The organism is Curtobacterium poinsettiae (assembly GCF_025677645.1).
Classification (GTDB): domain Bacteria; phylum Actinomycetota; class Actinomycetes; order Actinomycetales; family Microbacteriaceae; genus Curtobacterium; species Curtobacterium poinsettiae_A.
On the sequence record NZ_CP106879.1, the window covers coordinates 3,103,026 to 3,126,183 of the forward strand.

Here is a 23,158-nt window from a genome sequence, read left to right on the forward strand (position 1 = left end):
GCGTTCCGGTGGACGAGTCTACGGGAGTCCGTCACACGGTGTCCACTTGGCCCCGTCCACGGCGTGCCGCGCCGGTAGGCTGGGCCCGTGAGCACCGCAGCCCCAGGCCCCGAGTCCACCGCCCACGTGTCCGTCGACACCCTCGCCACCGCGCCGACCGATCGTCCGCGCATCGCGTCCCGCATCGCGGCCATCGCCGAGTCCGCGACGCTCAAGGTCGACGCGAAGGCCAAGGCGCTCAAGGCCGCCGGCCGTCCGGTGATCTCGTTCGCCGCCGGCGAGCCCGACTTCGCGACCCCGCAGCACGTGGTCGACGCGGCCGTCGCTGCCGCGCAGGACCCGAAGAACCACCGCTACACGCCCGCGACCGGCCTGCCCGAACTGAAGCAGGCCATCGCCGACAAGACCGCCCGGGTGTCCGGTGTCACCGTCGAGCCGTCGCAGGTCATCGTCACCAACGGTGGCAAGCAGGCGGTCTACCAGGCGTTCCAGACCATCGTCGACGCCGGTGACGAGGTCCTGCTGCCCGCGCCGTACTGGACCACGTACCCCGAGGCCATCCGGCTGGCCGGCGGCGAGCCCGTCGAGGTCTTCGCCGGCAGCGACCAGGATTACCTGGTGACGGTCGAGCAGCTCGAGGCCGCCCGCACCCCGGCGACCAAGGCGCTGCTGTTCTGCTCGCCGTCGAACCCCACGGGCGCCGTGTACTCCGCCGAGCAGACCCGGGCCATCGGCGAGTGGGCGCTCGAGCACGGCATCTGGGTGATCAGCGACGAGATCTACCAGGACCTGGTCTACGACGGCGTCCGTTTCGCCGGCATCCTGGCCGAGGTCCCCGCCCTCGCCGACACCACGATCCTGGTGAACGGCGTCGCGAAGACCTACGCGATGACCGGCTGGCGCGTCGGGTGGTCCATCGGCCCGGCCGACGCCGTCAAGGCCGCATCGAACCTGCAGTCGCACCTGTCGTCGAACGTCTCGAACGTGTCGCAGCGCGCAGCGATCGCCGCCCTCACCGGTCCGCAGGAGCCCGTCGCCGCCATGCGCGAGGCCTTCGACCGCCGCCGGAAGGCCATCGTGGACGGCCTCAACGCGATCCCGGGCTTCCGCACGCCGACCCCGCAGGGCGCCTTCTACGTCTACCCGGACGTCACCGCACTGCTCGGTCGCGAATGGGCCGGCACCACCCCGACGACCACGCTCGAACTGGCCGACCTGATCCTCGAGCACGCCGAGGTCGCGGTCGTGCCGGGTGAGGCCTTCGGCCCCTCCGGCTACCTGCGCCTGTCGTACGCGCTCGGCGACGACGACATCGCCGAGGGCGTCGCCCGGCTGGCGGAGTTCTTCGCGTAGACGCTGCGCACGCGACACCCTGTGGAACACAGAACGGGCCGCCTCGTCGAGGTGGCCCGTTCTGCGTTCCGGGAGGCCCGTGGTGCGTCGTGCTCGTCCGTCCCGTCGTGCGGACGATCAGCCGAGCAGGTCCCCCACCACGACGGGTTCCGGGACGAGCGAGACACCGAAGCGGTTCAGGACGGTCACCTGCACGAACCGTGCGAGCTCGGCCACCTGCGCCGCCGTCGCGCCGCCGCGGTTCGTGAGTGCGAGGGTGTGCTTGGACGAGATCGCCGCGCGGGAACCCGGCACCGCGTACCCGCGGTGGACGCCGGCGTGCTCGATGAGCCACGCGGCACTGAGCTTGACGTCGTCGCCCGCGGGCCAGCGGGGCGCGTCCGCCGGCAGGGTCTCGGCGAACGCCGGCGAGACGATCGGGTTCGTGAAGAACGACCCGGCGCTCCAGGTGTCGTGGTCGTCCGCCTCGAGCACCATGCCCTTCGAGCCGCGCAGCCGTAGGACCTCGTCGCGGACGGTCGTGGGCGGCACGAGCGCACCGAGCTCGACCCCGAGCGAACCGGCGAGCTGCGCGTACCGCACGGGCACACCGTGCTCGCCCGCGAGCCCGAGTCGGAACTCGACCGTCAGCACGACACCGCGCCGACCGTGCTTGAGGGTCGACGAGCGGTAGCCGAGCGCCAGCTCGGCTGCCGGGACCCACGCGCGCTCCCCCGTGGCGGCATCGAGGAACTCGACGCGGGTGAGCACGTCGGCGAGTTCGACCCCGTAGGCGCCGATGTTCTGCACCGGGGACGCACCGACCGTGCCCGGGATGCCGCTGAGGGCCTCCAGGCCGGTCCAGCCGTTCGCGACGGTCGTGGCGACGAACGGGTCCCACGGCTCCCCCGCGGCGACGCGGACGGTGACGCCGTCGGCGTCGCGGTCGGCTCCGACGCCCGTCGTCCGGACCAGCACGACGGTGCCGTCGAAGCCCTGGTCGGCGACCAGCAGGTTGCTGCCGCCGCCGAGGACGAGCCACTCGTGGTCGTCGAAGGCGTCGAGCGCGTGGGCGACGAGTTCGTCGGTCGTCGTGGCCGTGAGCAGCCGGGTGGCGGCCCCGCCGACGCGGAGCGTCGTCAGGTCGGCCAGCACCGGCTCGGACACGGTCAGCGGAACACCACCGTGACCTGCGCCTTGCCGAGCACGGTCTGCCCGGCGGCGGTCACGGTGAGGTCGATGCGCTTCGGCCGACCGTCCTCGTCGACGGTGCCGACCTTCGCGACGATGCCGACGGTGGCACCCTGCTCCGGGTCCACGACGACGGGACGCGTGAAGCGGACGCCGTAGCCCGCGACCCAGCCGCGGTCGCCGAGCCACTCGGCGACCGGCTGCACGGCGATGCCCATCGTGAGCATGCCGTGGGCGAGCACACCCGGCAGGCCGACCGAAGCGGCCACGTCGTCGCGGTAGTGGATGGGGTTGAAGTCTCCCGAGGCGCCGGCGTACCGGACGAGCGAGTCACGCGTGATGTGCACGTCACGCTCGGCGACGACGGTGCCGACCTCGAGCGCGGTGGCGGGTGCGGCGGTCATGCGTCGTCTCCTCGGACCACGAGGGTGGAGGTCGCCGTGACGACGTGCTCCCCCTCGGCGTCGTTCATGGTGCTCTGGGCGGTGACCATCGCGTTGCTGCCGAGGGTCTTCACACTGGTGACCGTCAGGGTCGCGGTGAGCTCGTCGCCGGCGACGATCGGCCGGTCGTAGGTGAAGGACTGCTCGCCGTGCACCACGCGGGAGAAGTCGATGCCGGCGTCGGGCTCGTTCAGGAGCTGCGCGAGCGTGGCCTCCTGCACGACGACGGCGAACGTCGGGGGTGCGACCACGTCGGCGTACCCGGCGGCACGTGCGGCGTCCGGATCATGGTGGACGGGATTGGTCGCGAAGACCGCACGCGAGAACTCGCGCACCTTCTCGCGGCCGACCAGGTAGGGCTGGGCCGGCGGGAACGTCCTGCCGACGAGCTCGGGGTTCACTGACACCACGGCAGTGTACCGACGCCCGCCCGGGGGCCTGTGATCCATGAGCACGCATCAGCTAGACTGTCTGAGACCGATTCGGGGGAATCGGGGCGTGCCGTGCGGCACGGGTTCGTTCGGGACGGGGAGGGCCGATGGACACCACGACGGAGTTCGCCGTGCACACGGGAGACCGGTGCACCGCCATGGAGGTCGCGGCCGCTGCGCTGCGCCGCACGGGCCACCACGTCGAGTCGACGGGTGGCACGCTGACCGTGACGGCGGGCAGCCGGACGCTCACGATCCTCCTCGGTGCGCTCGTCCAGCCGGCCCGGGAGTACCGCCGCTACGAGCTGTCGACCGTCGTGGACGGCGCCACCACCACGATCACCCTGTGTCGGGCCGGGCACGGCACGGCCGTGTCCGGCGGCAGCATCGGCGCGAACCGTCGTCGCGCCGCCTGGCAGCAGGTCACCGCCGCGGTCGAGGACGCGTTCCGTGCGGCCGGGGTGCTCGCGACGCGGACGAACACCGGCTCCCACCGCACGCAGTAGGCGGCCGGACGGCCTCCGGCGGGTCGCCGCGCGGCGCACCGTCACGGGAGCGGTCACCGAGGACCCGGCGAGCCATCTAGGTTGGGCCAGGGGCACCGGAGAGGAACCGCCATGAGCATGGAGAGCGCAGCCTGGAGCTCGCTGTACAAGATCTCGTCCGCGCAGGGCGGCAAGCACGGGTTCTCCCGCGCGTCCGTCCGGCGGATCCTGACGTTCGCGGTGCCGTACCGGGCGAAGCTGCTGGTCTTCATCGGTCTGTCCGTCGTCGGAGCCTTCCTCGCGGTCGCGACGCCGGTCCTCGCCGGTCGGGTGGTCGACGTCATCGTCGCCCGTGGTGAGGTCGCGACGATCGTCCGGTTGGCCGTGGTCATCGCCCTGGTGGCCGTGGCCGACGCCGCCGTGTCACTGACCACCCGCTGGTACTCGGCGCGGATCGGCGAGGGCGTGATCCTGGACCTCCGCACCGCCGTCTTCGACCACGTGCAGAAGATGCCCATCGCGTTCTTCACCCGCACCCGGACCGGTGCGCTCGTGAGCCGCCTGAACAACGACGTGATCGGCGCCCAACAGGCCTTCAGCGGCACGCTGTCCGGCGTGGTCACGAACCTCGTGGCGCTGGTCCTCACGCTGATCGTCATGCTCAGCACCTCGTGGCTCGTGACGGTCCTCGCCGTCGTCATGCTCCCGCTCTTCCTGGTCCCCGCCCGCCGGATGGGCAGCCGCCTCGCCGCCCTTCGTCGCGAGGCCGCCGACCACAACTCAGCGATGAGCACCCAGATGACCGAGCGCTTCTCGGCACCCGGCGCCACCCTCGTCAAGCTGTTCGGCCGACCCGACGAAGAGGCCGAGGAGTTCCGCGTCCGCGCTGCCCGTGTGCGCGACATCGGGGTCCGGACCGCGATGCTGCAGTTCGTCTTCTTCACCGCGCTGATGCTCGTCTCCGCGCTCGCCCTCGCGCTGGTCTACGGGCTCGGCGGCTTCCTCGCGCTCGCCGGCCGCCTGGACACCGGCGAGGTGGTCACCCTGGCGCTCCTGCTCACCCGGCTGTACGCCCCGCTGACGAGCCTGGCGAACGCCCGGGTCGAGATCATGAGCGCCGTGGTCAGCTTCGAGCGCGTCTTCGAGGTGCTCGACCTCGAACCACTCATCCAGGAGCAGCCCGACGCGGTCACCATCGCCGACGGGCCGGTCTCCGTCGAGTTCGACGACGTCCGGTTCGCCTACCCGTCCGCCGACAAGGTGTCCCTCGCCTCGCTCGAGGAGGTCGCCACGCTCGACACCCGCGGCGGCGAGGAGGTACTGCACGGCCTGTCCTTCCGGATCGAGCCGGGGCAGACCGTCGCCCTGGTCGGCTCGTCCGGAGCCGGCAAGTCCACGGTCGCGCAGCTGCTCGCACGCCTGTACGACGTCGACAGCGGCGCCGTGCGCCTGGCCGGGACGGACGTCCGTGACGTCACGTTTGCCTCGATGCGCCACACCCTCGGCATGGTGACGCAGGACGGTCACCTGTTCCACGAGACCATCCGTTCCAACCTGCGGTTCGCCCGGCCCGAGGCGTCCGACGACGAGGTGTGGGACGCCGTCCGCCGTGCGCGGCTCGAGCCGCTCATCCGGTCCCTCCCCGACCAGCTGGACACCATGGTGGGCGAACGCGGCTACCGGCTGTCCGGGGGCGAGCGCCAGCGGATGACGATCGCCCGGCTCCTGCTCGCCCAGCCGCGCGTCGTCATCCTCGACGAGGCGACGGCGGCACTCGACTCGACGTCCGAGGCAGCGGTGCAGGCTGCGCTCGGCGAGGCGCTCGAGGGACGGACGGCGATGGTGATCGCGCACCGGCTCTCCACGATCCGCAGCGCGGACGTCATCCTCGTGGTCGAGGACGGCTCGATCGTGGAGCGCGGCACGCACGACGAACTGCTGGCCGCGGGTGGCCGGTACGAGGAACTGCACCGCACCCAGTTCGCCGCGCAGGAGAACGTCGCGACCGGTGTGCAGGCGGCGGACTGAACGCGCGGCGGGTCGGGAGCGGCAACAGAGAAGGCCCCCTGACCCAGGGGATCCTGGACGAGAGGGCCTTGCGTGTAGCGAGGGCGGGACTTGAACCCGCGACCCCACGATTATGAGTCGTGTGCTCTAACCAACTGAGCTACCCCGCCAGAGATCCGGAGCGGCACGCGCACCGGGTCGGAGCCCCGAGTCAGGATTGAACTGACGACCCCCTCCTTACCATGGAGGTGCTCTACCACTGAGCTATCGGGGCGATGTGCCGCGAACGGCACCACACGAGGATAGCAGACCTCCGACGCTGCTCCGGAACCGGACGAGACGCCCGGGCGTGCCGCGTCGTGGGCCGCTAGTTCGCGTTGGTCTTGAGCCACGCCAGCGGGTCCACCGGGACCCCGTCGACGTGCACCTCGAGGTGCAGGTGCGGACCCGTGGAGTTGCCCGTGCTGCCGACGAGACCGAGGATGTCGCCGACCTCGACGTGCTGACCGGTGACCACCTTGAAGGAGTTGTCCTCCATGTGGCCGTAGACGCTGACGAACTGCTTGCCGTCGACGTCGTGCTCGACCCAGACGTCGTTGCCGAAGCCGCCGTCGTTCGCCTGCACCTTGATCACGGTGCCGGCGGCGATGACGCCGATCGGGGTGCCCTCGCCCGGGGCGAAGTCGACGCCCATGTGGTTCGTCGAGCAGAACGAGCACCCGGCGACCTGGCGTCCACCGAAGCCCGAGGTGATCGGGACACCGGTCAGGAACGGCCACTGGATCGTGCCGGTCGGGTCGTTCGTGAAGCTGGAGGAGTCGACGTTCGCGTACTGGGTGGCGTCGGACACCGTGTACTGGTCACGGGCGGTCGATCCGTCGGCCGAGGCACCGACCTGCATGGACTGGGTGGCGCCGTCGACGGTGGCACGGGCCGCTGTCGAGCCGGAGGCCGGGACCCAGAGCGCCTGCGCCGGCAGTGAGGTCGAGACGACGAGGCCTGCGGCGAAGAGCAGTGCGCCGACCGCGGTCACACGGGAAGCAGCACGGCCGAAGGACGCGCCCTGCTTCGGCGACGGCGCTGCTGCGGGGGTCGTGGCAGCGGTGGACCGGATGTGACGGGTCGCGCGGTCGACCGGGGTCTTCGTGGCCGGACGGCTGCTGCGACGACGCGACGCGGGGACCTGCCCGGCGACCCGACGCGGCTGCGACACCGAGGGAGCGGGAGTCACCGGCTGGGCCTGCACGTCGGGCGAAGTGGGGGCCGGCGGCGTGGTGATGCGGGAGGCCGGGCGCGCGGGCGAGGCCGGTGCGAGGTCGATCGGCGACACGGGGGCCGCGGGGGTTCCCGGCGTTGCCGCCCCGATCACGTCGTCGAAGCTCGGATCCGTCGAGCCCTGTCCCTCGCGCACCACGACCATGCCCTTCGCCGCTGCTCGTTCTGCCTCGATCCGAGCGCGTCGGGTCAGGTGGACGACCGGGGTGGCGGCGTCGACGGAACCGTCGGTGGGAGCGGACGACAGAGGAGTACGGAGCATGCGTGCGGTGGCGATCCTGATCGGGGAAGGGCTCGCTGGATGGTAACGAGCAGATAACGGGACCTGAGCACGCTAGCAAACGTCGTTGCACGTCGCCAGTCGTGGTCGCGTCCACCCGGCACCCCCAGACCTGGGGCCCGGCGCGTCGTCAGGCCCGCACGGCTCCGAGCGCACCCGCCTCGAGCCCACGAACCAGGGCCTCGAGCTCGTCGACGACCGCCGGGCTCGCGAACAGGAAGGAGCGGGTCCCTCCGGCCTCCCAGATGCGGATCGCCGCGCCGGCCTCCTGCGCGACGAGGGCTCCACCGGCCATGTCCCACGGGTTGATCCCGCGCTCGTAGTACGCGTCCACGACGCCCGCCCCGACGGCGCAGCAGTCGAGCGACGCCGCTCCCCCACGGCGGATGTCCCGCACCTCGCCGATGAGTCCGGCGAGCACCGCGATCTGCTCCCGGCGACGGTCGGCCGTGTACCCGAACCCGGTGGCGACGAGCGTCTCGGCGAGCGACCCGGGCGTGGCGACGGACAACGGCTCCCCGTCACGCGTCGCTCCCTGGCCGACGGCCGCGCGGAAGACGGCGCCCGTCGCCGGCGCCACGACGACACCCGCGATCGGTTCCCAGGTCGTCGGGTCGGGTGCCCCGCGCACCACACCGATGCTCACGCCGTACTCGGCGCTGCCGTACAGGTAGTTGACGGTGCCGTCGATCGGGTCCACGACCCAGGTGATGCCCGAGGCGCCGGAGGCCGAGCCGGACTCCTCGCCGTGGAAGGCGTCGTCGGGGCGAGCCTCGGCGATGCGGGCGCGGATGAGCGCCTCGACCTCGCGGTCGGCGGCCGTGACCACGTCGACGATGCTCGACTTCCGGTCCGCGACCTCGACCCCCTCGGCGCGGCGCCGTGCAGCCAGCGCCGCTGCGTCACGGGCGATCGACTCGGCGAGGTCGGCGAACTGGGACGGTGTGGGATCGGATGCCATGCACCCATCCTCCCGGAAACACCATCGGCCCCGTCCGCAGTGGACGGGGCCGATCAGATGGTGGCAAGTGAGGGATTCGAACCCCCGAAGGCTACGCCGGCTGATTTACAGTCAGATCCCTTTGGCCGCTTGGGTAACTTGCCATGCGCACCCAGCCGGTGTGATCACCAACCGAAGGCGCGCACAAAAGCATAGCGGATGGCTGACGGTGGTCGTGACCATCGGCCCTGGACGCGACCACGCGCCCACCAGGGCCCGCGCTCGGGGGCCGAACCGGGCCTCCCTCCCCGTCGGCACGGCCCGGACGCCGCTGGCGCGTCGCCCGGGAACCGGCGACGGGGGCCCACCGCCGTTAGGCTGTTCTGCATGGCAGACAGTTCCTTCGACGTGGTGAGCAAGGTCGACAAGATGGAGGCGGAGAACGCCCTCAACCAAGCGGCCAAGGAGATCGAGCAGCGGTACGACTTCAAGGGTGCCGACGCCTCGGTCGCGTTCAGCGGCGAGGACGTCCTCATCAAGGCGAACTCGGAAGAGCGGGCCAAGGCGGTCCTCGACGTGCTGCAGAGCAAGGTGATCAAGCGGAACATCAGTCTGAAGAGCCTCGACGCCGGTGACCCGTACCCCTCGGGCAAGGAGTACCGCATCGAGGTGAAGTTCAAGAACGGCATCGAGCAGGACGTGGCGAAGAAGATCGGGGCCTTCCTGCGCGCCAACGCCCCGAAGTCGGTGAAGAGCCAGATCCAGGGCGACGAGCTCCGCGTCTCGTCGAAGAGCCGTGACGACCTGCAGAACACGATCCAGCTCCTCAAGGGTGAAGAGTTCGACGTCCCGCTGCAGTTCATCAACTTCCGCTGACCCGCGGCGCCTGCGACCGACACCCGACACCGGCACCCCGTGGAGCACTGGCTCAGCGTCGTCATCACCGTCCTGCTCGTCCTGCTGGACCTGGCGATCCGCGTCTTCTCGATCATCTACGTCCCGATCAACCGGAAGCCGCAGACCGCGACGGCGTGGCTGCTCGCGATCTTCCTCATCCCCTACATCGGCTTCATCGTCTTCCTGGTCATCGGGTCGACGAAGCTCCCCCGCGCCCGTCGCGAGAAGCAGACCGAGATCAACGCGTACATCCTCGAGCAGACGGAGGGCATCGAGCGGGTCCGCCGTGACCACCCGTGGCCCGCGTGGCTCGAGAGCGTCACGCGGCTGAACCGCGAGCTCGGCGCGATGCCGTTGGTCGGCGGCAACTCCGCGGAGCTCTACCCCGACTCCGAGGAGTCCATCGCCGAGATGACCCGCGCGATCGACCAGTCCCGACGGTTCGTGCACGTCGAGTTCTACATCGCGACGCTCGACGACACCACACGCCCGTTCTTCGAGGCGCTCGAGCGGGCGCAGGCCCGAGGGGTCACGGTGCGGTTCCTGCTCGACCACTGGGCCAGCCGTGGTTACCCGGGCTACAAGGACACGTTGGCGTTCATGGACCAGGCGGGCATCGAGTGGCACCTGATGCTGCCGCTCCTGCCGCTCCAGGGGAAGTTCCAGCGCCCCGACCTCCGCAACCACCGGAAGATCATGGTGATCGACGGCTCGGTCGCGTTCACCGGCTCGCAGAACCTGATCGACGCGTCGTACGACATCAAGTCCCACGTCGAGAAGGGCATGGTCTACAAGGACCTGTTCGCCCGGTTCGAGGGGCCGGTCGTCGCGGGGCTCAACGCCCTGTTCGTCACCGACTGGTACAGCGAGACCGACGAACTGCTGCTGCGCGAGAGCGATCCCGTCCAGCGGGCCGACCGCGGCGACGCGCTCGACTGCCAGGTGGTGCCGTCCGGGCCCGGGTTCGACGGCGAGAACAACCTGCGCTTGTTCAACGCGCTGCTCTACTCGGCGCAGCAGAAGGTCTCGATCACGTCGCCGTACTTCGTGCCGGACGACTCGATGCTCTACGCCATCACCACGACGGCGCAGCGCGGGGTCGACGTCGAGCTGTTCGTCGGCGAGATGGGCGACCACGCGATGACGTGGCACGCACAGCGCTCCTACTACGAGGAGCTCCTGCGTGCCGGCGTGCGGATCTGGCTGTACCGGGCGCCGACGATCCTGCACGCCAAGCACTTCACGATCGACGACGAGGTGTCGGTGATCGGCTCGAGCAACATGGACATGCGGTCGTTCAGCCTGAACCTCGAGGTGTCCGTGATGGTGCGCGGGCACCGCTTCGTCGACGCCCTGCGCGAGGTGCAGGACGCCTACAAGGAGCACAGCTTCGAACTCACGCTCGACGAGTGGATCGACCGTCCGCGCCGGTCCAAGGTGCTCGACAACGCCGCGCGGCTCACGGCGGCGCTGCAGTAGCCGTCTGGAGGCCCGGTGCGGGTCCGCCCCGCACGGTGCGCTGTCCGCCACCCGGTGCGACGTTGACCGCACGGTGCGTCGCCACGACGGGGCACGCAGCGGGCAAGCCCGCCCCGGACGGACAACCCTGCACCGTGCGGCTCCAGCACCGGCAGGACGCTCAGCGCATCGGGACGAGGGATGCCAGGGCCCCGACCATCCGCTCGAGCGGGCCGCGGCCGAGGAACCGCCGCCACAGCATCGCGAAGACCACCGAGCCGAAGGCGAACCAGCCCCAGGCCTCGGCCGACTCGGGGTAGGTCGGCAGCATCGCGATGACCACGAGGTGCCCCGAGTACACCGTCAGCGGCATCGAGCCGACGGCGGCCAAGGGGAATGCGATCCGCTCGGCGACAGGCCCGCGGCCGTCGAACACGAGCAGGCAGAGGGCGATCACCGCGACCGCGACCCCGGCTGTGCCCACCACGTCGACGACCGACGACGAGTGGTCACGCGGGGACAGGAACAGCTGTGCGAGGGCCTGGCCGGGGCTCGAGGCCTCGCCCGCGTACGGGACCCCGGGAAATGCCAGGGCCGCGTCGTCCGGCAGCGGGGCGAGGACCGACCCGGCGACGTACGCGGTGGCAGCGACCAGTGCGCCGGACACGAGGATCAGGACATGCCGGCCACGGTCCTCCAGCCCGACCCGGGCGACCGCGAGCCCCACCAGGACGTACGCCAGGAAGGTGACCACGGGGTAGACCAGGCCGAGCTGCACGCCGACCATGCCGGCGTCGGCGTAGGCCGGCGCGATCGTCAGCGCGGCGAGCGGCGACAGCACCGCGCAGAGCACGGCGATGCCGAGCAGCGCCCCCGGTCGGACGCGGAGCACCGGGACCACCAGCAGGAACAGCACCCCGTAGGTCGGCAGGATCACGTACACAGGGGTGTCGAGCGCCATCAGGGCGAACCCGATGACGACGACCACCGCGGCACGGATCGCGAGCCGGGCTCGGATGCGGCCGATGGTGGGCGGGCCGGGCGGCTCGGTCCGTCCGCTGGTCAGGCCGATCGAGACGCCGGCCAGGACCGCGAACAGCGTGGACGGGCGCCCGTGGGCGACGGCGGTCCAGGTGGCGGGGTCGGACCAGTCGAGCTGCTCCGCGATGCCGCCGATGTGGGCGGCCATCATGCCGAGCAGCGCGACCGCACGGGCCACGTCGACGCCCTGCAGCCGCATCCCCGACGCGGACGCGCCCCGCACCGCTGTGGGCGGGACGGGGCGCGTGTTGGTCATGGCGTCGTCAGCTCGTCGGGGTGTCGACGCGTCCGAGCGAGACGTCGATCATCTCGTCGCGCGGCACCACCTTGATGCGTTCGCGCCCGTCGACCGCACCGAGCGCCTGCTCGTGGGTGTCGAGGTGGTGCCAGCCCTCGAGGTCGGTGTACTCGACACCGCGCTCCCGGAGCAGGGCCGGGATCGCCTCGTCGGACGGGTCCTCCGGGGTCCACCAGCTCGCCTGGTCGTTGACGATGTGCTGCACGGTCTCCATGGCGTCGGACTTCGTGTGCCCGATGAGCCCGACCGGACCGCGCTTGATCCACCCGGTGGCGTACACCCCGGGGATCTGCTGGTTGTCGTCGTCGAGGACCTGGCCCTCGTGGTTCGGGATGACACCGTGCCGCTCGTCGAACGGCACACCGGGCAGCGGGGAGCCGAAGTACCCGACCGCGCGGTACGCGGCCTGGATCGGGACCTCGCGGATCTCGCCGGTGCCCTCCACGCCGCCCTCGCCGTTCGGGCGGGTGCGCTCGTAGCGGATGGCGGTGAGCTTGCCCTGCTCGTCGCCGACGAACTCGATCGGCTTCGCGTAGAAGTGCAGGTGGAGCCGACGGCTGGCCTGGCCGACCTCGCGCGTGCGCCACTGCTCGAGGACGCGGTTGATCACCATCACCTGCTTGTTCGTCGCGATCGCGGTCCTCGAGGCCTCGTCGTGGTCGAAGTCCTCGTCGTACACCACCATGTCGACGTCTCGGACCTCGCCGAGCTCGCGGAGCTCGAGCGGCGTGAACTTCACCTGCGCCGGACCGCGGCGGCCGAAGACGTGCACGTCCGTGACGGGCGATGCCTTGAGGCCCTCGTAGACGTTCGCGGGGATCTCGGTCGGCAGCAGGTCGTCGGCGTGCTTCGCCAGGATGCGCGAGACGTCGAGGGCGACGTTGCCGACACCGATGACCGCGACGCTCTCGGCGTTCAGCGGCCAGGTGCGGGGGACGTCGGGGTGGCCGTCGAACCAGCTCACGAACTCGGCGGCGCCGTACGAGCCGTCGAGGTCGACACCGGGGATGTCGAGGTCGGCGTCCTTGATCGCACCGGTCGAGAACACGACCGCGTTGTAGTGCTTCTTGAGGTCCTCGAGGGTGATGTCCTCGCCGTAGCGGACGTTGCCGAACAGCCGGACGACACCGCGGTCGAGGACGTCACGCAGGGCGTTGATGATGCCCTTGATGCGCGGGTGGTCGGGGGCGACGCCGTACCGGACCAGACCGTAGGGCGCGGGGAGCTGCTCGAACAGGTCGATCGACACGTCGTAGCCGTGCGCCTCGCGCAGCAGGATGTCCGCGGCGTAGATGCCGGCCGGGCCGGCGCCGACGATGGCGAGTCGGAGGGTGGGCACTGATCGTCTCCAGTTCGTTCGGGTGGGGGTTCCCGGGGGCCTCCCGGCCGGGCCGCAGCGCGTGCGCCGTCGGGAGGGGTGTTCAGCGGCTTCGGTCGACGACGGAGTCCGCGAAGCGGGTGAGCGCCCGTTTCACGGTGCCGTCCGGGAGCGGGGCGAGGGCGGCGACGGCTTCGCGGGCCCAGGCGACGGCGACGGCACGGGTCGCCGCGGTGGCCTCGTGCTCGCGGAGCGCGGCGACGGCCGACTGGTACGGCGCGGAGTCGACCACGTCGTCGGGCGCACCGTTGACGTCGCGCTCGATGCGCTCGACCAGGTGCTGGGCGGACGGGTCGGTCGCGGCCATCCGGCGCAGCTGCAGGACCGGCAGGGTGTCCACACCGGCGCGCAGGTCGTTGCCCGCGATCTTGCCGGTCTTGTCCGTCGCGGGGGCGAGGTCGATGACGTCGTCCACGAGCTGGAACGCCACGCCGACCTTCTCGCCGAACGTACCGACGGCGTCGAGGTAGGCGCGGTCGGCACCGGAGAACATCACGCCGGCGCGTGCCGCGGTGGCGATGAGCGAACCGGTCTTGTCGCTGAGCACCTGGATGTAGTGCTCGAGCGGGTCGTCGTCCGGCTGCGGCCCCGTGGTCTCGTGCAGCTGCCCCATGCAGAGCCGCTGGAAGGTCTCGGCCTGCATCCGGATGCCCTCGGTGCCGAGGTCGGCCGTGATCAGGCTGGCGCGGGCGAAGAGCAGGTCGCCGGTCAGGATCGCCACGTTGTTGCCGTAGGTGATCTGCGCGGCGGGGACCCCGCGGCGGACGGGGGCCTCGTCCATGACGTCGTCGTGGTAGAGCGACGCCAGGTGCGTGGTCTCGATGCTGACCGCGGCCTTGATCACGGCGTCGGTCACCCCGTCACCGAGCTGGGCGATGAGGAGCGTCAGGGTCGGACGGATGCGCTTGCCGCCGGCCGACAGCAGGTACCGGCTGGTGGTGTCGGCGAGGGTGTCGGTGGAGCGCATGGCCTCCTCGAGCCCCTGCTCGACGAGTTCGAGCCCGTCGTCGACCGCGGAGATGAAGCGTCGGTCGGCGGGCGTGGCGAACAACCGCTCGCCGATGCCCAGCGATGCGCGCAGGCTCGGCGCGCGACGTGCGACCGGGACGCTCGGATTCAAGTGCTGCTCCGTCTTCGGGGGTGGTGACCGGTCAGTCGGCGGCCGGGTCGACGCGCGGCTGCTCGCCGGTGTTCTGGTGGTCACGGCGAGCCTTCGCACGCCGTGCCGCGGACTCGCGCACCGTGTCGGCGACGGGCTTGCGGCCACGGTGCAGTGCGACGATACCGGCCGTCAGGTTGCGGTAGGCGACCACCGAGAACCCGACACCGCGGAGCCACTGGGTGAGCACCTGCTGGTCGGGCCACGCGTCGATCGACTCGGCGAGGTAGCGGTAGGCGGCCGGGTTGCTGCTCGAGAGCCGCGCGATGCCCGGGAGCACGCGCTTCAGGTAGGTGCCGTAGCCGAAGCGCAGCAGGGCGCGGGGCGGCGTCGAGAACTCACAGATGACGACGCGGCCGCCGGGCTTGAGGACGCGCAGCATCTCGGCGAGCGCCTGCTTCGGGTCGTTCACGTTGCGCAGCCCGAACGAGATCGTGACGGCGTCGAACGTGTCGTCGTCGAAGGGCAGCTGCTCGGCGTCGCCCTCGACGAAGGTGATCTCGGGGTGGCGTTCACGGCCGACGGCGATCATGCCGGCGGACAGGTCGAGCGCGGTGACCTCGGCGCCCTTCTTGGCGAAGGCCGCCGCGCTGGTCCCGGTGCCCGCGGCGATGTCGAGGACCTTCTCGCCGGGCTGCGGGTCGACCGCGCGGACGGTGGCGACACGCCACAGCGGAGCGTTGCCCGCCGACAGGATGTCGTTCGTGAGGTCGTACTTGGCCGCGACGTCGTCGAACATCGCCGCCACCTCGTCCGGGCGCTTGTTCAGGTCCGCTCTGCTCACACGGTCAATCCTAGAGGTCCCGACCGAGCGTTCACCGGACTCGCAGCCACCCGGGCGGTGCGGGATCGGCGCGTAGCATCGGAGCCGTGACCCGAACCACCACGGCGGCGCCCCCGCTGACGGTCTCGACCCGGATCCTCGACGACCCGGGCGCCGTCCTCCGCCACACGCTCCGCGACCGTCCACTCGCCTTCGTCCGGAACGGCGACGGCATCGTCGGCATCGGCGAGGCGCTCCGGTTCACGTTCACCGGACCCGACCGGATGCGTGACGCCGCGGCCCTCTGGCGCAGCATCGTCGAGACCGCCGTCGTCGACGACCCGGTGCAGCTGCGCGGTTCGGGGCTCGTCGCGTTCGGGTCCTTCGCCTTCGCCGACGACTCCGCCGACGAGAGCGTGCTCATCGTTCCCCGGGTGGTCCTCGGTCGTCGGCGTGGCAAGGCCTGGCTGACCGCGATCGACACCACGCTCGGCGCGGAGCCCCTGGCCTTCACCCGGACCTCGGTCCCGGTCCCCCACGTCGGGCCGCACGTCTCCGTGGCGTTGCGTCCCGGACACATCGACGAGGACACCTACGCCGCCAACGTGACCGAGGCGGTCCGGCGCATCGTGGCCGGCGATGCCCGCAAGGTGGTGCTCGCCCGCGACCTCGTCGGGACGCTGCCGCCGGGAGCCGATCGACGGGCGGTCCTGCTCGACCTCGCGTCGGCCTACCCGCAGTGCGTGACCTTCGCGGTGGACGGACTGGTCGGCGCCACCCCCGAGACCCTCGCCCGCACCGACGGCACGCGGTTGACCGCGCGGGTGCTCGCCGGCAGCGCCGCCCGGGGCACCGACGAGGTGTCCGACCGGGCCGCCGCCGAGGCCCTGGCCAGCAGCGCCAAGGACGTCGAGGAGCACACCTTCGCGATCGACAGCCTGCTCGCGGCCCTCGCCCCGCTCGCGACGGACCTGCGCGCCGACGCCGAACCGTTCCGGCTGCAGCTGCCGAACCTGTGGCACCTGGCGACCGACGTGCAGGCCACGCTGCCGCCCGACACCACGTCGCTGGACGTCGCCGACGCCCTGCACCCGACCGCCGCGGTCGCCGGCACCCCGACGGACGTGGCCGTGCGGCTCGTCGCCGAGCTCGAGGGCGTCGACCGCGGCCGCTACGCCGGGCCGGTCGGCTGGATGAGCGCGACGGGTGACGGCGAGTGGATGCTCGCGCTCCGCAGCGCCCGGATCGACGACGACGGCACCGTCCGGGCCTGGGCGGGGGCCGGGATCGTCGCCGGTTCGGAGTCGACGCGCGAGGTCGCCGAGACGGCCCTGAAGTTCCGGCCGATCACCGACGCGCTGGCCTGAGGCAGCCGCGCGACCCGCGCAGTGCCGCAGCCGGGCGGCCACGCAGCCGCGCGGGCGCGCAGTCGCCGCTCGACCGGTCAGTCCGCCAGCGGGACCTCGATCACGACCCGCTCGGCGGGGTCGGTGAGCACCCGCTCGAGGTCTCCCCACGTCACCGCCCGGCGGTACTCCCACCCGAGGCCGGTGACGACCCGCTCGACGTCGACGTGCTGCGGGGTCGACATCATCCGCCGCATGTCGGCTTCCGGCGTGGTCTTCGCCACCTCGAGCCCGCGGAAGATCGCACCGCCGTGGTCGTTGCCGACGACGACCTGCACCCGGTGGGTGCGTTCCTCCGTCCCGGTGACGAACGCTCCGAGGTCGTGCAGCAGCGTCAGGTCGCCGAGGAGCACGCGGGTGGTGCCCACCGAGGCCGAGGCCTGCTCGAGCGCCGCGGCGATGCCGAGCGCGGTCGAGACGGTCCCGTCGATGCCGGCGAGCCCGCGGTTCGCGTGCACCCGGATCTTCTTGCCGAGCACCCGGGCGTCGGCTTCACGGATGAGCTGCGACGCACCGAGGACCAGCCGGTCGTGCGGCCAGGTCACCCCCCAGACGGCCTCGGCGAGCATGGCCCGGTCGACGGGTCGGCGACGGAGCGCGACCTCGTCACGCAGGAACTTGTTCCGCTCAGCGCGGTCGGCGGAGCGCTTGGCATCGAGGTCCGGGCCGGCGTCGCCGTCCCCCAGGATCCGGCGGCTCGCGCCGACCCAGCGGCCGACCCACGCACGGTGCTCCGGACGGGTGCGGCCCGTCACGCGGACGTCGGACACGAAGGTGGTCGCGGCGTCCGGTCGGGAGGCGCGGGCCGGGTTGAAGGGGTCGGCCGCCGGTCCGCGGACCACGATGGTCTCGACCCCGTCGCGCTGCAGGAGCGCAGGGACCTCCCTGCTGAGGGTCGGGTGACCGAGCACGACGGCCCGGCGGACGGCGCCGCCGTGGTCCGGGTCGCGCAGCAGTTCGCGGTAGGCCACGACCAGGTTGCGACCGAAGCGCGCGCCGCTCGAGACCTCGGCGAGGAGCGGCGCCCCGAGTTCCCAGGCGATCCGCTCGGCGTCCTCGCCGGCGTCGTGCCCGGCGATGACGACGGTTCCGGGTTCGTCGTCCGGGGTGAGCTCGGCGACCGGCAGACCCGTGTGCGCCCGGCGGGTCGCGAACACCAGGCCGACCTCGTCGTCCGGCACGGGGCTGACGTGCTCCGGGGCGAGCCCGGCGGACAGCGGCTCACGGAACGCGACGTTGAGCTGCGCGGGACCGGGTTGCCCGGTGTGCCCCGCTGCGGCGGCGACGGCCTGTCGGGCGAGGGTGCGCAGGGTGTCGCGGACCGAGGCGTCGACGCCGTGCGCCGACGGGGCCTCGACGTCGCGGACGAATGCCACGGCCCGGCCGAAGATGCCCGGCTGGACAGTGGTCTGGTTGCTGCCGATGCCGCGCAGTTCGTCGGGTCGGTCGGCGCTCAGCACGATCATCGGCACGCCGGAGTGGTGCGCCTCGAGCACGGCGGGGTGCAGGTTCGCCACCGCGGTGCCCGACGTCGTCACGACCGCTGCCGGCCGGTGTGTCTCGACCGCGAGCCCGAGTGCGAAGAACCCGGCGGTCCGTTCGTCCAACCGCACGTGCACGGTCAGCCCACCGGCGCGTTCCAGGGCGACCGCCGCGAGTGCGAGCGCCTGGGAACGCGAACCGGGGCTCACGACGACGTCGGTGACGCCGGCACGCACGAGTTCCTGCAGGAGGGCGAGCGCGGTGTCCGTCGCCGGGCTGCCCGAACCGGCGGGGCCGTCAGCGATCGGTGCGGCCGTCGTCGTCGCGCTCGTGGAACTGGTCTTCGAGGTCTCGGAGGGTCGCGTCGTCCTGGTCCTTGTCCGTGATGGTGGTGCCCGGCTCCGGCGTGGTGCCGAGGAAGTCCGGGTCGTCCTCGGGTCCACGGTACCGGGCCGAAGCGCCGGGGTCGGCCGCCGGGGTGCGACCGAGCAGGAACCAGAGGACGCCGCCGACGACGGGCAGGACGATGACGAGCAGGAGCCACACGCCGCGGCGCAGGGAACGGACGCGCTGACGGGGCATCGTGCCGCAGTCGATGGCCGCGTACACCGTGAAGGCGACGGCGGCCACGGCGACGATCAACCACAAGCGGACCATGTGGTGAAGTCTAGGTCGCGACCCTGTGATGCCCCTGCCGGTCGGCCGTCCGTAGACTCACCGTGTGAAAGCGTGGCTCCTGTACACCCTGGCTCGGCTCGGCATCTTCGTGGTGGCGCTCGTGCTCCTCCTGCTCCTGACGCCGATGCCGTGGTACTGGGCGACGATCGTGGCCGCCCTGGTGGGCCTGCTCATCTCGTACATCGCCCTGTCCGGACTGCGCACGCAGGTCGCGCTGAGCCTGGCGAACCGCCGCGGCACCCCGGAGCGCGACGCCGACTCGGACTTCGAGGACGACTTCGTGGACGCCGCCGACTCCGACGCCGCAGCCACTCCCGTCGTCCGTCCGGTGTCCGACGCGGACCGGCACGAGGCGCGCCGCGACTCCGACTCCGCCTGATCAGACGGAGCCGGGCGCTGGGCCGTCGGATCAGGGAGCCGGGACGGCTACGGCTGGACGGCCAAGGTGATCCCGAGCACCACCCCGAAGGCGAGCGAGGCGAACGACGACAGCTGCAGGGCCGTGATGAGCTCACGGGGCTTCCGTGACGACACCCCGATCGCCAGGGCCGGCAAGGCCAGCAGCAGCGAGAAGTACGTGAAGCCCGTGCGGAAGTACAGCAGCACGAACCAGAGCAGCACGACGTACGGCAGCATCAGGAACAGGCCGAACAGGACGCGGGCGACCGGACGGCCGACGACCACGGCGAGTGTGCGCTTGCCCGCCAGCTGGTCCTCGTCAATGTCGCGGATGTTGTTCACCATGAGGACCGCGCAGGCGAAGAAGCCGGCGGCCACCGCGGCTGCCCAGCCGCTGACCGTGACCTCGCGGATCTGCACGAACTGTGTGCCGAGCACGGCGACCAGTCCGAAGAACACGAAGACGAAGACCTCGCCGAGGGCGTTGTACCCGTACGGCTTCTTGCCGCCCGTGTAGAACCAGGCGGCGACGATGGCGGCGGCCCCCACGAGCAGCAGCCACCACAGCTGGGTGAGCAGCACGATGACCAGGCCGGCGACCGCGGCCAGGCCGAAGAAGGTCAGGGCGACGGTGAGCACGGTCCGGGGCTTGGCCAGGCCGGCTCCGGTGAGTCGTGCCGGGCCGACGCGGTACTCGTCGGTGCCGCGGACCCCGTCGGAGTAGTCGTTGCTGTAGTTCACGCCGATCTGCAGGAACAGCGCCACGGCCAGGGCGAGCAGCGCGACGGCGAGGTGGCCGTCCTTCGCCAGGTAGTCGCCGAAGTCCCCGGGTTCCCCGCTGTCGACGAACGCGACGGCGGTGCCGAGCACGACCGGGACGACACCGAGGGTCAGGGTGCGCAGGCGTGCTCCGCCGACCCAGTCGCGCGCGGTCGCCTTCCGCTTGGTGCGGGCGGGGGCAGCGGCCTTCGCCGGGTTGCCGGACCGGCCCTGCTTCTGCGTCGAGTTCTTCGTTCGTGCCACGAGCACCGATCTTATTGCCGATGCGGCACCCGGCGGCTCGCAGTCCCTACGGGCGCCCCGGGTCGACGAGCGCCTGCACGGCCCGGCGGTCGGGTTTGCCCGACGGCAGCATCGGGACCCGCTCCACCAGGACCACGTCTGCCGGGCGGGCGGCACGCCCCAGGGTGGCTCCGACGTGGGCACGCACGGCCTCGACATCGAGCGGTCGCTCGGTGACGACGACCGGGACCTCGCCCCACTCCCCCGCCGGGCGCCGGGCGACGACCGCGCTCTCCTGCCCGGGGAGGCCGCGGACGAGCCGTTCGACCGCACCGAGCTGGACCTTCTCGCCGCCGGAGATCACCACGTCGTCGAGGCGTCCGAGCACGCGCACCACGCCGTCGGACAGGGTCGCCGTGTCCCCGGTCCGGTACCAGCGCAGCCCGTCCCGTTCGACGAAGACCGACGCCGTGCGGGCGTCGTCGTCGAGGTACCCCTCGGCGAGCATCGGCCCGGCCAAGTGCAGCTCGCCGTCGACCAGCGCGGTGCGCACCGTGCCCAACGGGACGCCGTCGTACACGCATCCGCCGCTCGTCTCGCTCGCGCCGTACGTCGTCACGATCCGGACCCCGGCGTCGAGCGCCCGCTGCCGGAGTGGCGCCGGGGTGGCCTGCCCGCCGACCAGGACCGCGTCGAAGCGGGCGAGCGCACGGGTGGCGTCCGGGTCGTCGAGGACCCGGGCGAGCTGCACCGGCACCAGCGAGGTGTAGCGACGCGGCGCGGCCGGACCGGTGACGAGCCGTTCGGCCGCCGCGGTGAACGCGGCGGCCGCGAAGTGCCCGGGTGGGACGACGACGGGTTCGGTGCCCGCGGTGATCGAGCGGGTCAGGACGTTGATGCCGGCGATGTAGTGCGTCGGCAGGGCGAGCACCCAACGCCCGGGCCCACCGAGTGCCGCGTCCGCCGCGGCGGCACCGGCGAGGAGCGCCTCGGACGAGAGCGCCACGCGCTTGCCGGTGCCGGTGGACCCACTCGTCTCGACCACCAGGGCGACCGCCTGCCGGACCTCGGCCGGAGGCGGTGTCGGCAGCGCCGGGGCACCCTCGGCGACGGGGAGCAGTGCGGGGCCGCCGGCGAGCGCTGCCTCCAGGCCGCGCAGCACGGCCGTCGGGTCCGACGTACCGGTCGCGACCAGCGGACGGGGCATCAGTAGTGCCAGGGGAACGCGGTCCACTCGGGAGCACGCTTCTCGAGGAACGAGTCGCGGCCCTCGACGGCTTCGTCGGTGCCGTAGGCCAGCCGCGTCGCTTCGCCCGCGAACACCTGCTGCCCGACCATGCCGTCGTCCACGGCGTTGAACGCGTACTTGAGCATCCGGATCGCCGTCGGGGACTTGCCGAGCACGATCTCGCCCCAGCGGATCGCCTCACGCTCCAGGTCGACGTGCGGCACCACGGCGTTCACCGCCCCCATCTCGTACGCGCGCTGGGCGGAGTACTCCTGGGCGAGGAAGAAGACCTCGCGAGCGAACTTCTGCCCGATCTGCTTGGCGTAGTAGGCGCTGCCGTAGCCACCGTCGAACGAGCCGACGTCGGCATCGGTCTGCTTGAACTTCCCGTGCTCGGCGCTCGCGATGGTGAGGTCGCAGATCGCGTGCAGGGAGTGCCCACCGCCCGCCGCCCAGCCGGGGACGACGGCGATGACGACCTTCGGCATCATCCGGATCAGCCGCTGGACCTCGAGGATGTGCAGCCGCCCCATCGATGCCTGTGCGGCCGCGGGGTCCACACCCTCGGGCGGTGCGCCCTCGTCACCGACGTACTGGTAGCCGCTCCGCCCCCGGATGCGCTGGTCGCCGCCGGAGCAGAACGCCCACCCGCCGTCCTTCGGGCTCGGGCCGTTGCCGGTGAGCAGCACGACGCCGACACGGGGGTCCTGCCGCGCGTCGTCGAGGGCACGGTAGAGCTCGTCGACCGTGCGCGGACGGAAGGCGTTGCGGACCTCGGGGCGGTCGAAGGCGACCCGGACGATGCCCTCGGAGACGTGCTTGTGGTACGTGATGTCGGTGAACTGCTCCGCGATCGGAGCGGTGGTCCAGACGTCGGGGTCGAACAGGTCGGAGACGGGAGCAGGCATGCTCCCAACGTACCGCCGGGCGTCTGCCGGGTCAGGCGCCCATGTCGGTCAGGATCTCCGGCGCGACGAACACCATGATCACGATGAGGATCACGGGGTTCGCGAAGAACGCCAGGACGACCCCGACGGCGCCGTACCAGCGTCCGAACGAGCCGACGGCGGCGACGAACCCGAGCACGGCGGCGATGAGCGTCAGGAACACGACGACGAAGCAGATCCCGAAGGCGAAGTTCGTGTCACCGCCCATGAACACGGCGAACGCACTGGCGTCGACCGCGGCGGAGACCACGGCCAGGCCGAGGGCGATCTTGCCGACGACCGGGTTGCGGCGCTTCGTGCGACCCGTCTGCCGGACGTCGACGGTGCCGCGCTGCATGAGGCGTGCGAAGTCGTCGGAGTCGCGCCCTGGAGCCGCCGCGGATCGAGCGCCCGCTGCCGGGCGGGTCGCCGCCGAGGGTCGGGCTGCAGCTGCCGGACGAGCCGACGCTGCCGGGCGTGCCGCTCCGGCGCTCGACGGGTCGGACGGGCGCTGCGATGCGCGCTGCTGTGCTGCGCGCTGCCGCGGATCCACCGCCACCGAGCCTCCCTCGTTCCGGGTCGTTCCCCTCGCCGACCGAGGCCGACCGATGCATGCTAGTGCCCTGCCCTGGCGGTCCCCTCCGAGGAACCGGCAGGGG

General features: G+C 71.8%; 22 protein-coding genes and 3 tRNA genes. 7 read left to right on the forward strand and 18 right to left on the reverse strand.

The features are described 5' to 3' along the window. Positions 1–126: 126 nt before the first annotated feature. Positions 127–1,353 (forward strand): pyridoxal phosphate-dependent aminotransferase, encoded by a 1,227-nt coding sequence (locus OE229_RS14745; RefSeq protein WP_262140045.1) that lies wholly within the window; start codon positions 127–129, stop codon positions 1,351–1,353. A 117-nt stretch (positions 1,354–1,470) separates the two neighbouring features. Here the strand turns inward: OE229_RS14745 and OE229_RS14750 are convergent, their stop codons facing one another. Genes OE229_RS14750 through OE229_RS14760 form a run of 3 tightly spaced genes read right to left on the reverse strand, consistent with a single transcriptional unit; the run spans position 1,471 to position 3,373 of the window. Next, complete coding sequence (locus OE229_RS14750; protein WP_262138658.1) at positions 1,471–2,499, reverse strand: UDP-N-acetylmuramate dehydrogenase; 1,029 nt, start codon at positions 2,497–2,499, stop codon at positions 1,471–1,473. A 2-nt stretch (positions 2,500–2,501) separates the two neighbouring features. Then, complete coding sequence (locus tag OE229_RS14755; protein ID WP_071247385.1) at positions 2,502–2,927, reverse strand: MaoC/PaaZ C-terminal domain-containing protein; 426 nt, start codon at positions 2,925–2,927, stop codon at positions 2,502–2,504. Beyond that, positions 2,924–3,373, reverse strand: a complete 450-nt coding sequence (locus tag OE229_RS14760) for a MaoC family dehydratase N-terminal domain-containing protein (protein WP_262138661.1) — start codon at positions 3,371–3,373, stop codon at positions 2,924–2,926. The genes OE229_RS14755 and OE229_RS14760 overlap by 4 nt, the downstream gene beginning before the upstream one ends. Before the next feature lie 131 nt (positions 3,374–3,504). On the opposite strand from OE229_RS14760, the gene OE229_RS14765 reads away from it, so the two are divergent. Further along, the gene (locus OE229_RS14765; protein WP_262138662.1) at positions 3,505–3,903 is read left to right on the forward strand and encodes a hypothetical protein; all 399 of its coding nucleotides are present in this window, start codon (positions 3,505–3,507) and stop codon (positions 3,901–3,903) included. A gap of 111 nt (positions 3,904–4,014) precedes the next feature. Next, positions 4,015–5,910, forward strand: coding sequence for an ABC transporter ATP-binding protein (locus OE229_RS14770; RefSeq protein ID WP_182065679.1), 1,896 nt, complete (start codon positions 4,015–4,017; stop codon positions 5,908–5,910). Positions 5,911–5,985: 75 nt separating this feature from the next. Here OE229_RS14770 and OE229_RS14775 read toward each other — a convergent pair. The 5 genes from OE229_RS14775 to OE229_RS14795 form a co-directional block, all read right to left on the reverse strand. Continuing rightward, positions 5,986–6,059: transfer RNA gene (locus tag OE229_RS14775), tRNA-Met, on the reverse strand. A gap of 32 nt (positions 6,060–6,091) precedes the next feature. Continuing rightward, positions 6,092–6,163: transfer RNA gene (locus OE229_RS14780), tRNA-Thr, on the reverse strand. 93 nt (positions 6,164–6,256) lie between these two features. Continuing rightward, on the reverse strand, positions 6,257–7,426 hold the full coding sequence (locus tag OE229_RS14785) for a M23 family metallopeptidase (RefSeq protein ID WP_262138663.1): 1,170 nt from the start codon (positions 7,424–7,426) through the stop codon (positions 6,257–6,259). Between the two features lie 148 nt (positions 7,427–7,574). Next, entirely contained in the window at positions 7,575–8,405 is an 831-nt protein-coding gene (locus OE229_RS14790) for an inositol monophosphatase family protein (RefSeq protein WP_262138666.1), read from the reverse strand. A gap of 58 nt (positions 8,406–8,463) precedes the next feature. Continuing rightward, positions 8,464–8,548, reverse strand: a tRNA-Tyr gene (locus tag OE229_RS14795). Between the two features lie 223 nt (positions 8,549–8,771). Between OE229_RS14795 and OE229_RS14800 the strand changes: the two genes are divergently transcribed. Then, entirely contained in the window at positions 8,772–9,260 is a 489-nt protein-coding gene (locus OE229_RS14800) for a YajQ family cyclic di-GMP-binding protein (RefSeq protein WP_182065676.1), read from the forward strand. Between the two features lie 39 nt (positions 9,261–9,299). Continuing rightward, entirely contained in the window at positions 9,300–10,760 is a 1,461-nt protein-coding gene (gene cls / locus OE229_RS14805) for a cardiolipin synthase (RefSeq protein WP_262138668.1), read from the forward strand. 160 nt (positions 10,761–10,920) lie between these two features. On the opposite strand, the gene OE229_RS14810 is transcribed toward cls, so the two are convergent. The 4 genes from OE229_RS14810 to OE229_RS14825 form a co-directional block, all read right to left on the reverse strand. Continuing rightward, complete coding sequence (locus OE229_RS14810; protein ID WP_262138670.1) at positions 10,921–12,036, reverse strand: heparan-alpha-glucosaminide N-acetyltransferase domain-containing protein; 1,116 nt, start codon at positions 12,034–12,036, stop codon at positions 10,921–10,923. A gap of 7 nt (positions 12,037–12,043) precedes the next feature. Then, positions 12,044–13,417 carry an FAD-dependent oxidoreductase gene (locus OE229_RS14815; protein WP_259579554.1) on the reverse strand — a complete coding sequence of 458 codons (1,374 nt, stop codon included), beginning with the start codon at positions 13,415–13,417 and terminating at the stop codon, positions 12,044–12,046. A gap of 82 nt (positions 13,418–13,499) precedes the next feature. Next, positions 13,500–14,576 (reverse strand): polyprenyl synthetase family protein, encoded by a 1,077-nt coding sequence (locus tag OE229_RS14820; protein ID WP_209133828.1) that lies wholly within the window; start codon positions 14,574–14,576, stop codon positions 13,500–13,502. 31 nt (positions 14,577–14,607) lie between these two features. Next, positions 14,608–15,399: a demethylmenaquinone methyltransferase gene (locus OE229_RS14825; protein WP_017888622.1), complete on the reverse strand. Its 792-nt coding sequence runs from the start codon at positions 15,397–15,399 to the stop codon at positions 14,608–14,610. 86 nt (positions 15,400–15,485) lie between these two features. Between OE229_RS14825 and OE229_RS14830 the strand changes: the two genes are divergently transcribed. Then, entirely contained in the window at positions 15,486–16,745 is a 1,260-nt protein-coding gene (locus tag OE229_RS14830; RefSeq protein WP_209133829.1) for an isochorismate synthase, read from the forward strand. Positions 16,746–16,822: 77 nt separating this feature from the next. On the opposite strand, the gene menD is transcribed toward OE229_RS14830, so the two are convergent. After that, complete coding sequence (menD, locus tag OE229_RS14835; RefSeq protein WP_262140047.1) at positions 16,823–18,571, reverse strand: 2-succinyl-5-enolpyruvyl-6-hydroxy-3-cyclohexene-1-carboxylic-acid synthase; 1,749 nt, start codon at positions 18,569–18,571, stop codon at positions 16,823–16,825. Next, positions 18,564–18,923 (reverse strand): PLDc N-terminal domain-containing protein, encoded by a 360-nt coding sequence (locus tag OE229_RS14840; protein ID WP_182065670.1) that lies wholly within the window; start codon positions 18,921–18,923, stop codon positions 18,564–18,566. The genes menD and OE229_RS14840 overlap by 8 nt, the downstream gene beginning before the upstream one ends. 64 nt (positions 18,924–18,987) lie before the next feature. Between OE229_RS14840 and OE229_RS14845 the strand changes: the two genes are divergently transcribed. After that, positions 18,988–19,323, forward strand: coding sequence for a DUF4229 domain-containing protein (locus OE229_RS14845; protein ID WP_182065669.1), 336 nt, complete (start codon positions 18,988–18,990; stop codon positions 19,321–19,323). A gap of 47 nt (positions 19,324–19,370) precedes the next feature. Here OE229_RS14845 and OE229_RS14850 read toward each other — a convergent pair whose 3' ends face one another. From OE229_RS14850 to OE229_RS14865, 4 genes are read right to left on the reverse strand one after another with little or no spacing between them, the layout of a single operon-like run. Further along, positions 19,371–20,372 (reverse strand): 1,4-dihydroxy-2-naphthoate polyprenyltransferase, encoded by a 1,002-nt coding sequence (locus tag OE229_RS14850; RefSeq protein ID WP_262138673.1) that lies wholly within the window; start codon positions 20,370–20,372, stop codon positions 19,371–19,373. Positions 20,373–20,412: 40 nt separating this feature from the next. After that, positions 20,413–21,552: an AMP-binding protein gene (locus OE229_RS14855; RefSeq protein WP_262138675.1), complete on the reverse strand. Its 1,140-nt coding sequence runs from the start codon at positions 21,550–21,552 to the stop codon at positions 20,413–20,415. Further along, a complete protein-coding gene (locus OE229_RS14860) occupies positions 21,552–22,481 on the reverse strand; it encodes a 1,4-dihydroxy-2-naphthoyl-CoA synthase (protein ID WP_182065666.1) in 930 nt (309 codons plus the stop codon). Before OE229_RS14860 ends, OE229_RS14855 begins: the two co-directional genes overlap by 1 nt. Before the next feature lie 31 nt (positions 22,482–22,512). After that, positions 22,513–23,058, reverse strand: coding sequence for a hypothetical protein (locus OE229_RS14865; RefSeq protein ID WP_262138677.1), 546 nt, complete (start codon positions 23,056–23,058; stop codon positions 22,513–22,515). Positions 23,059–23,158: the final 100 nt, after the last annotated feature.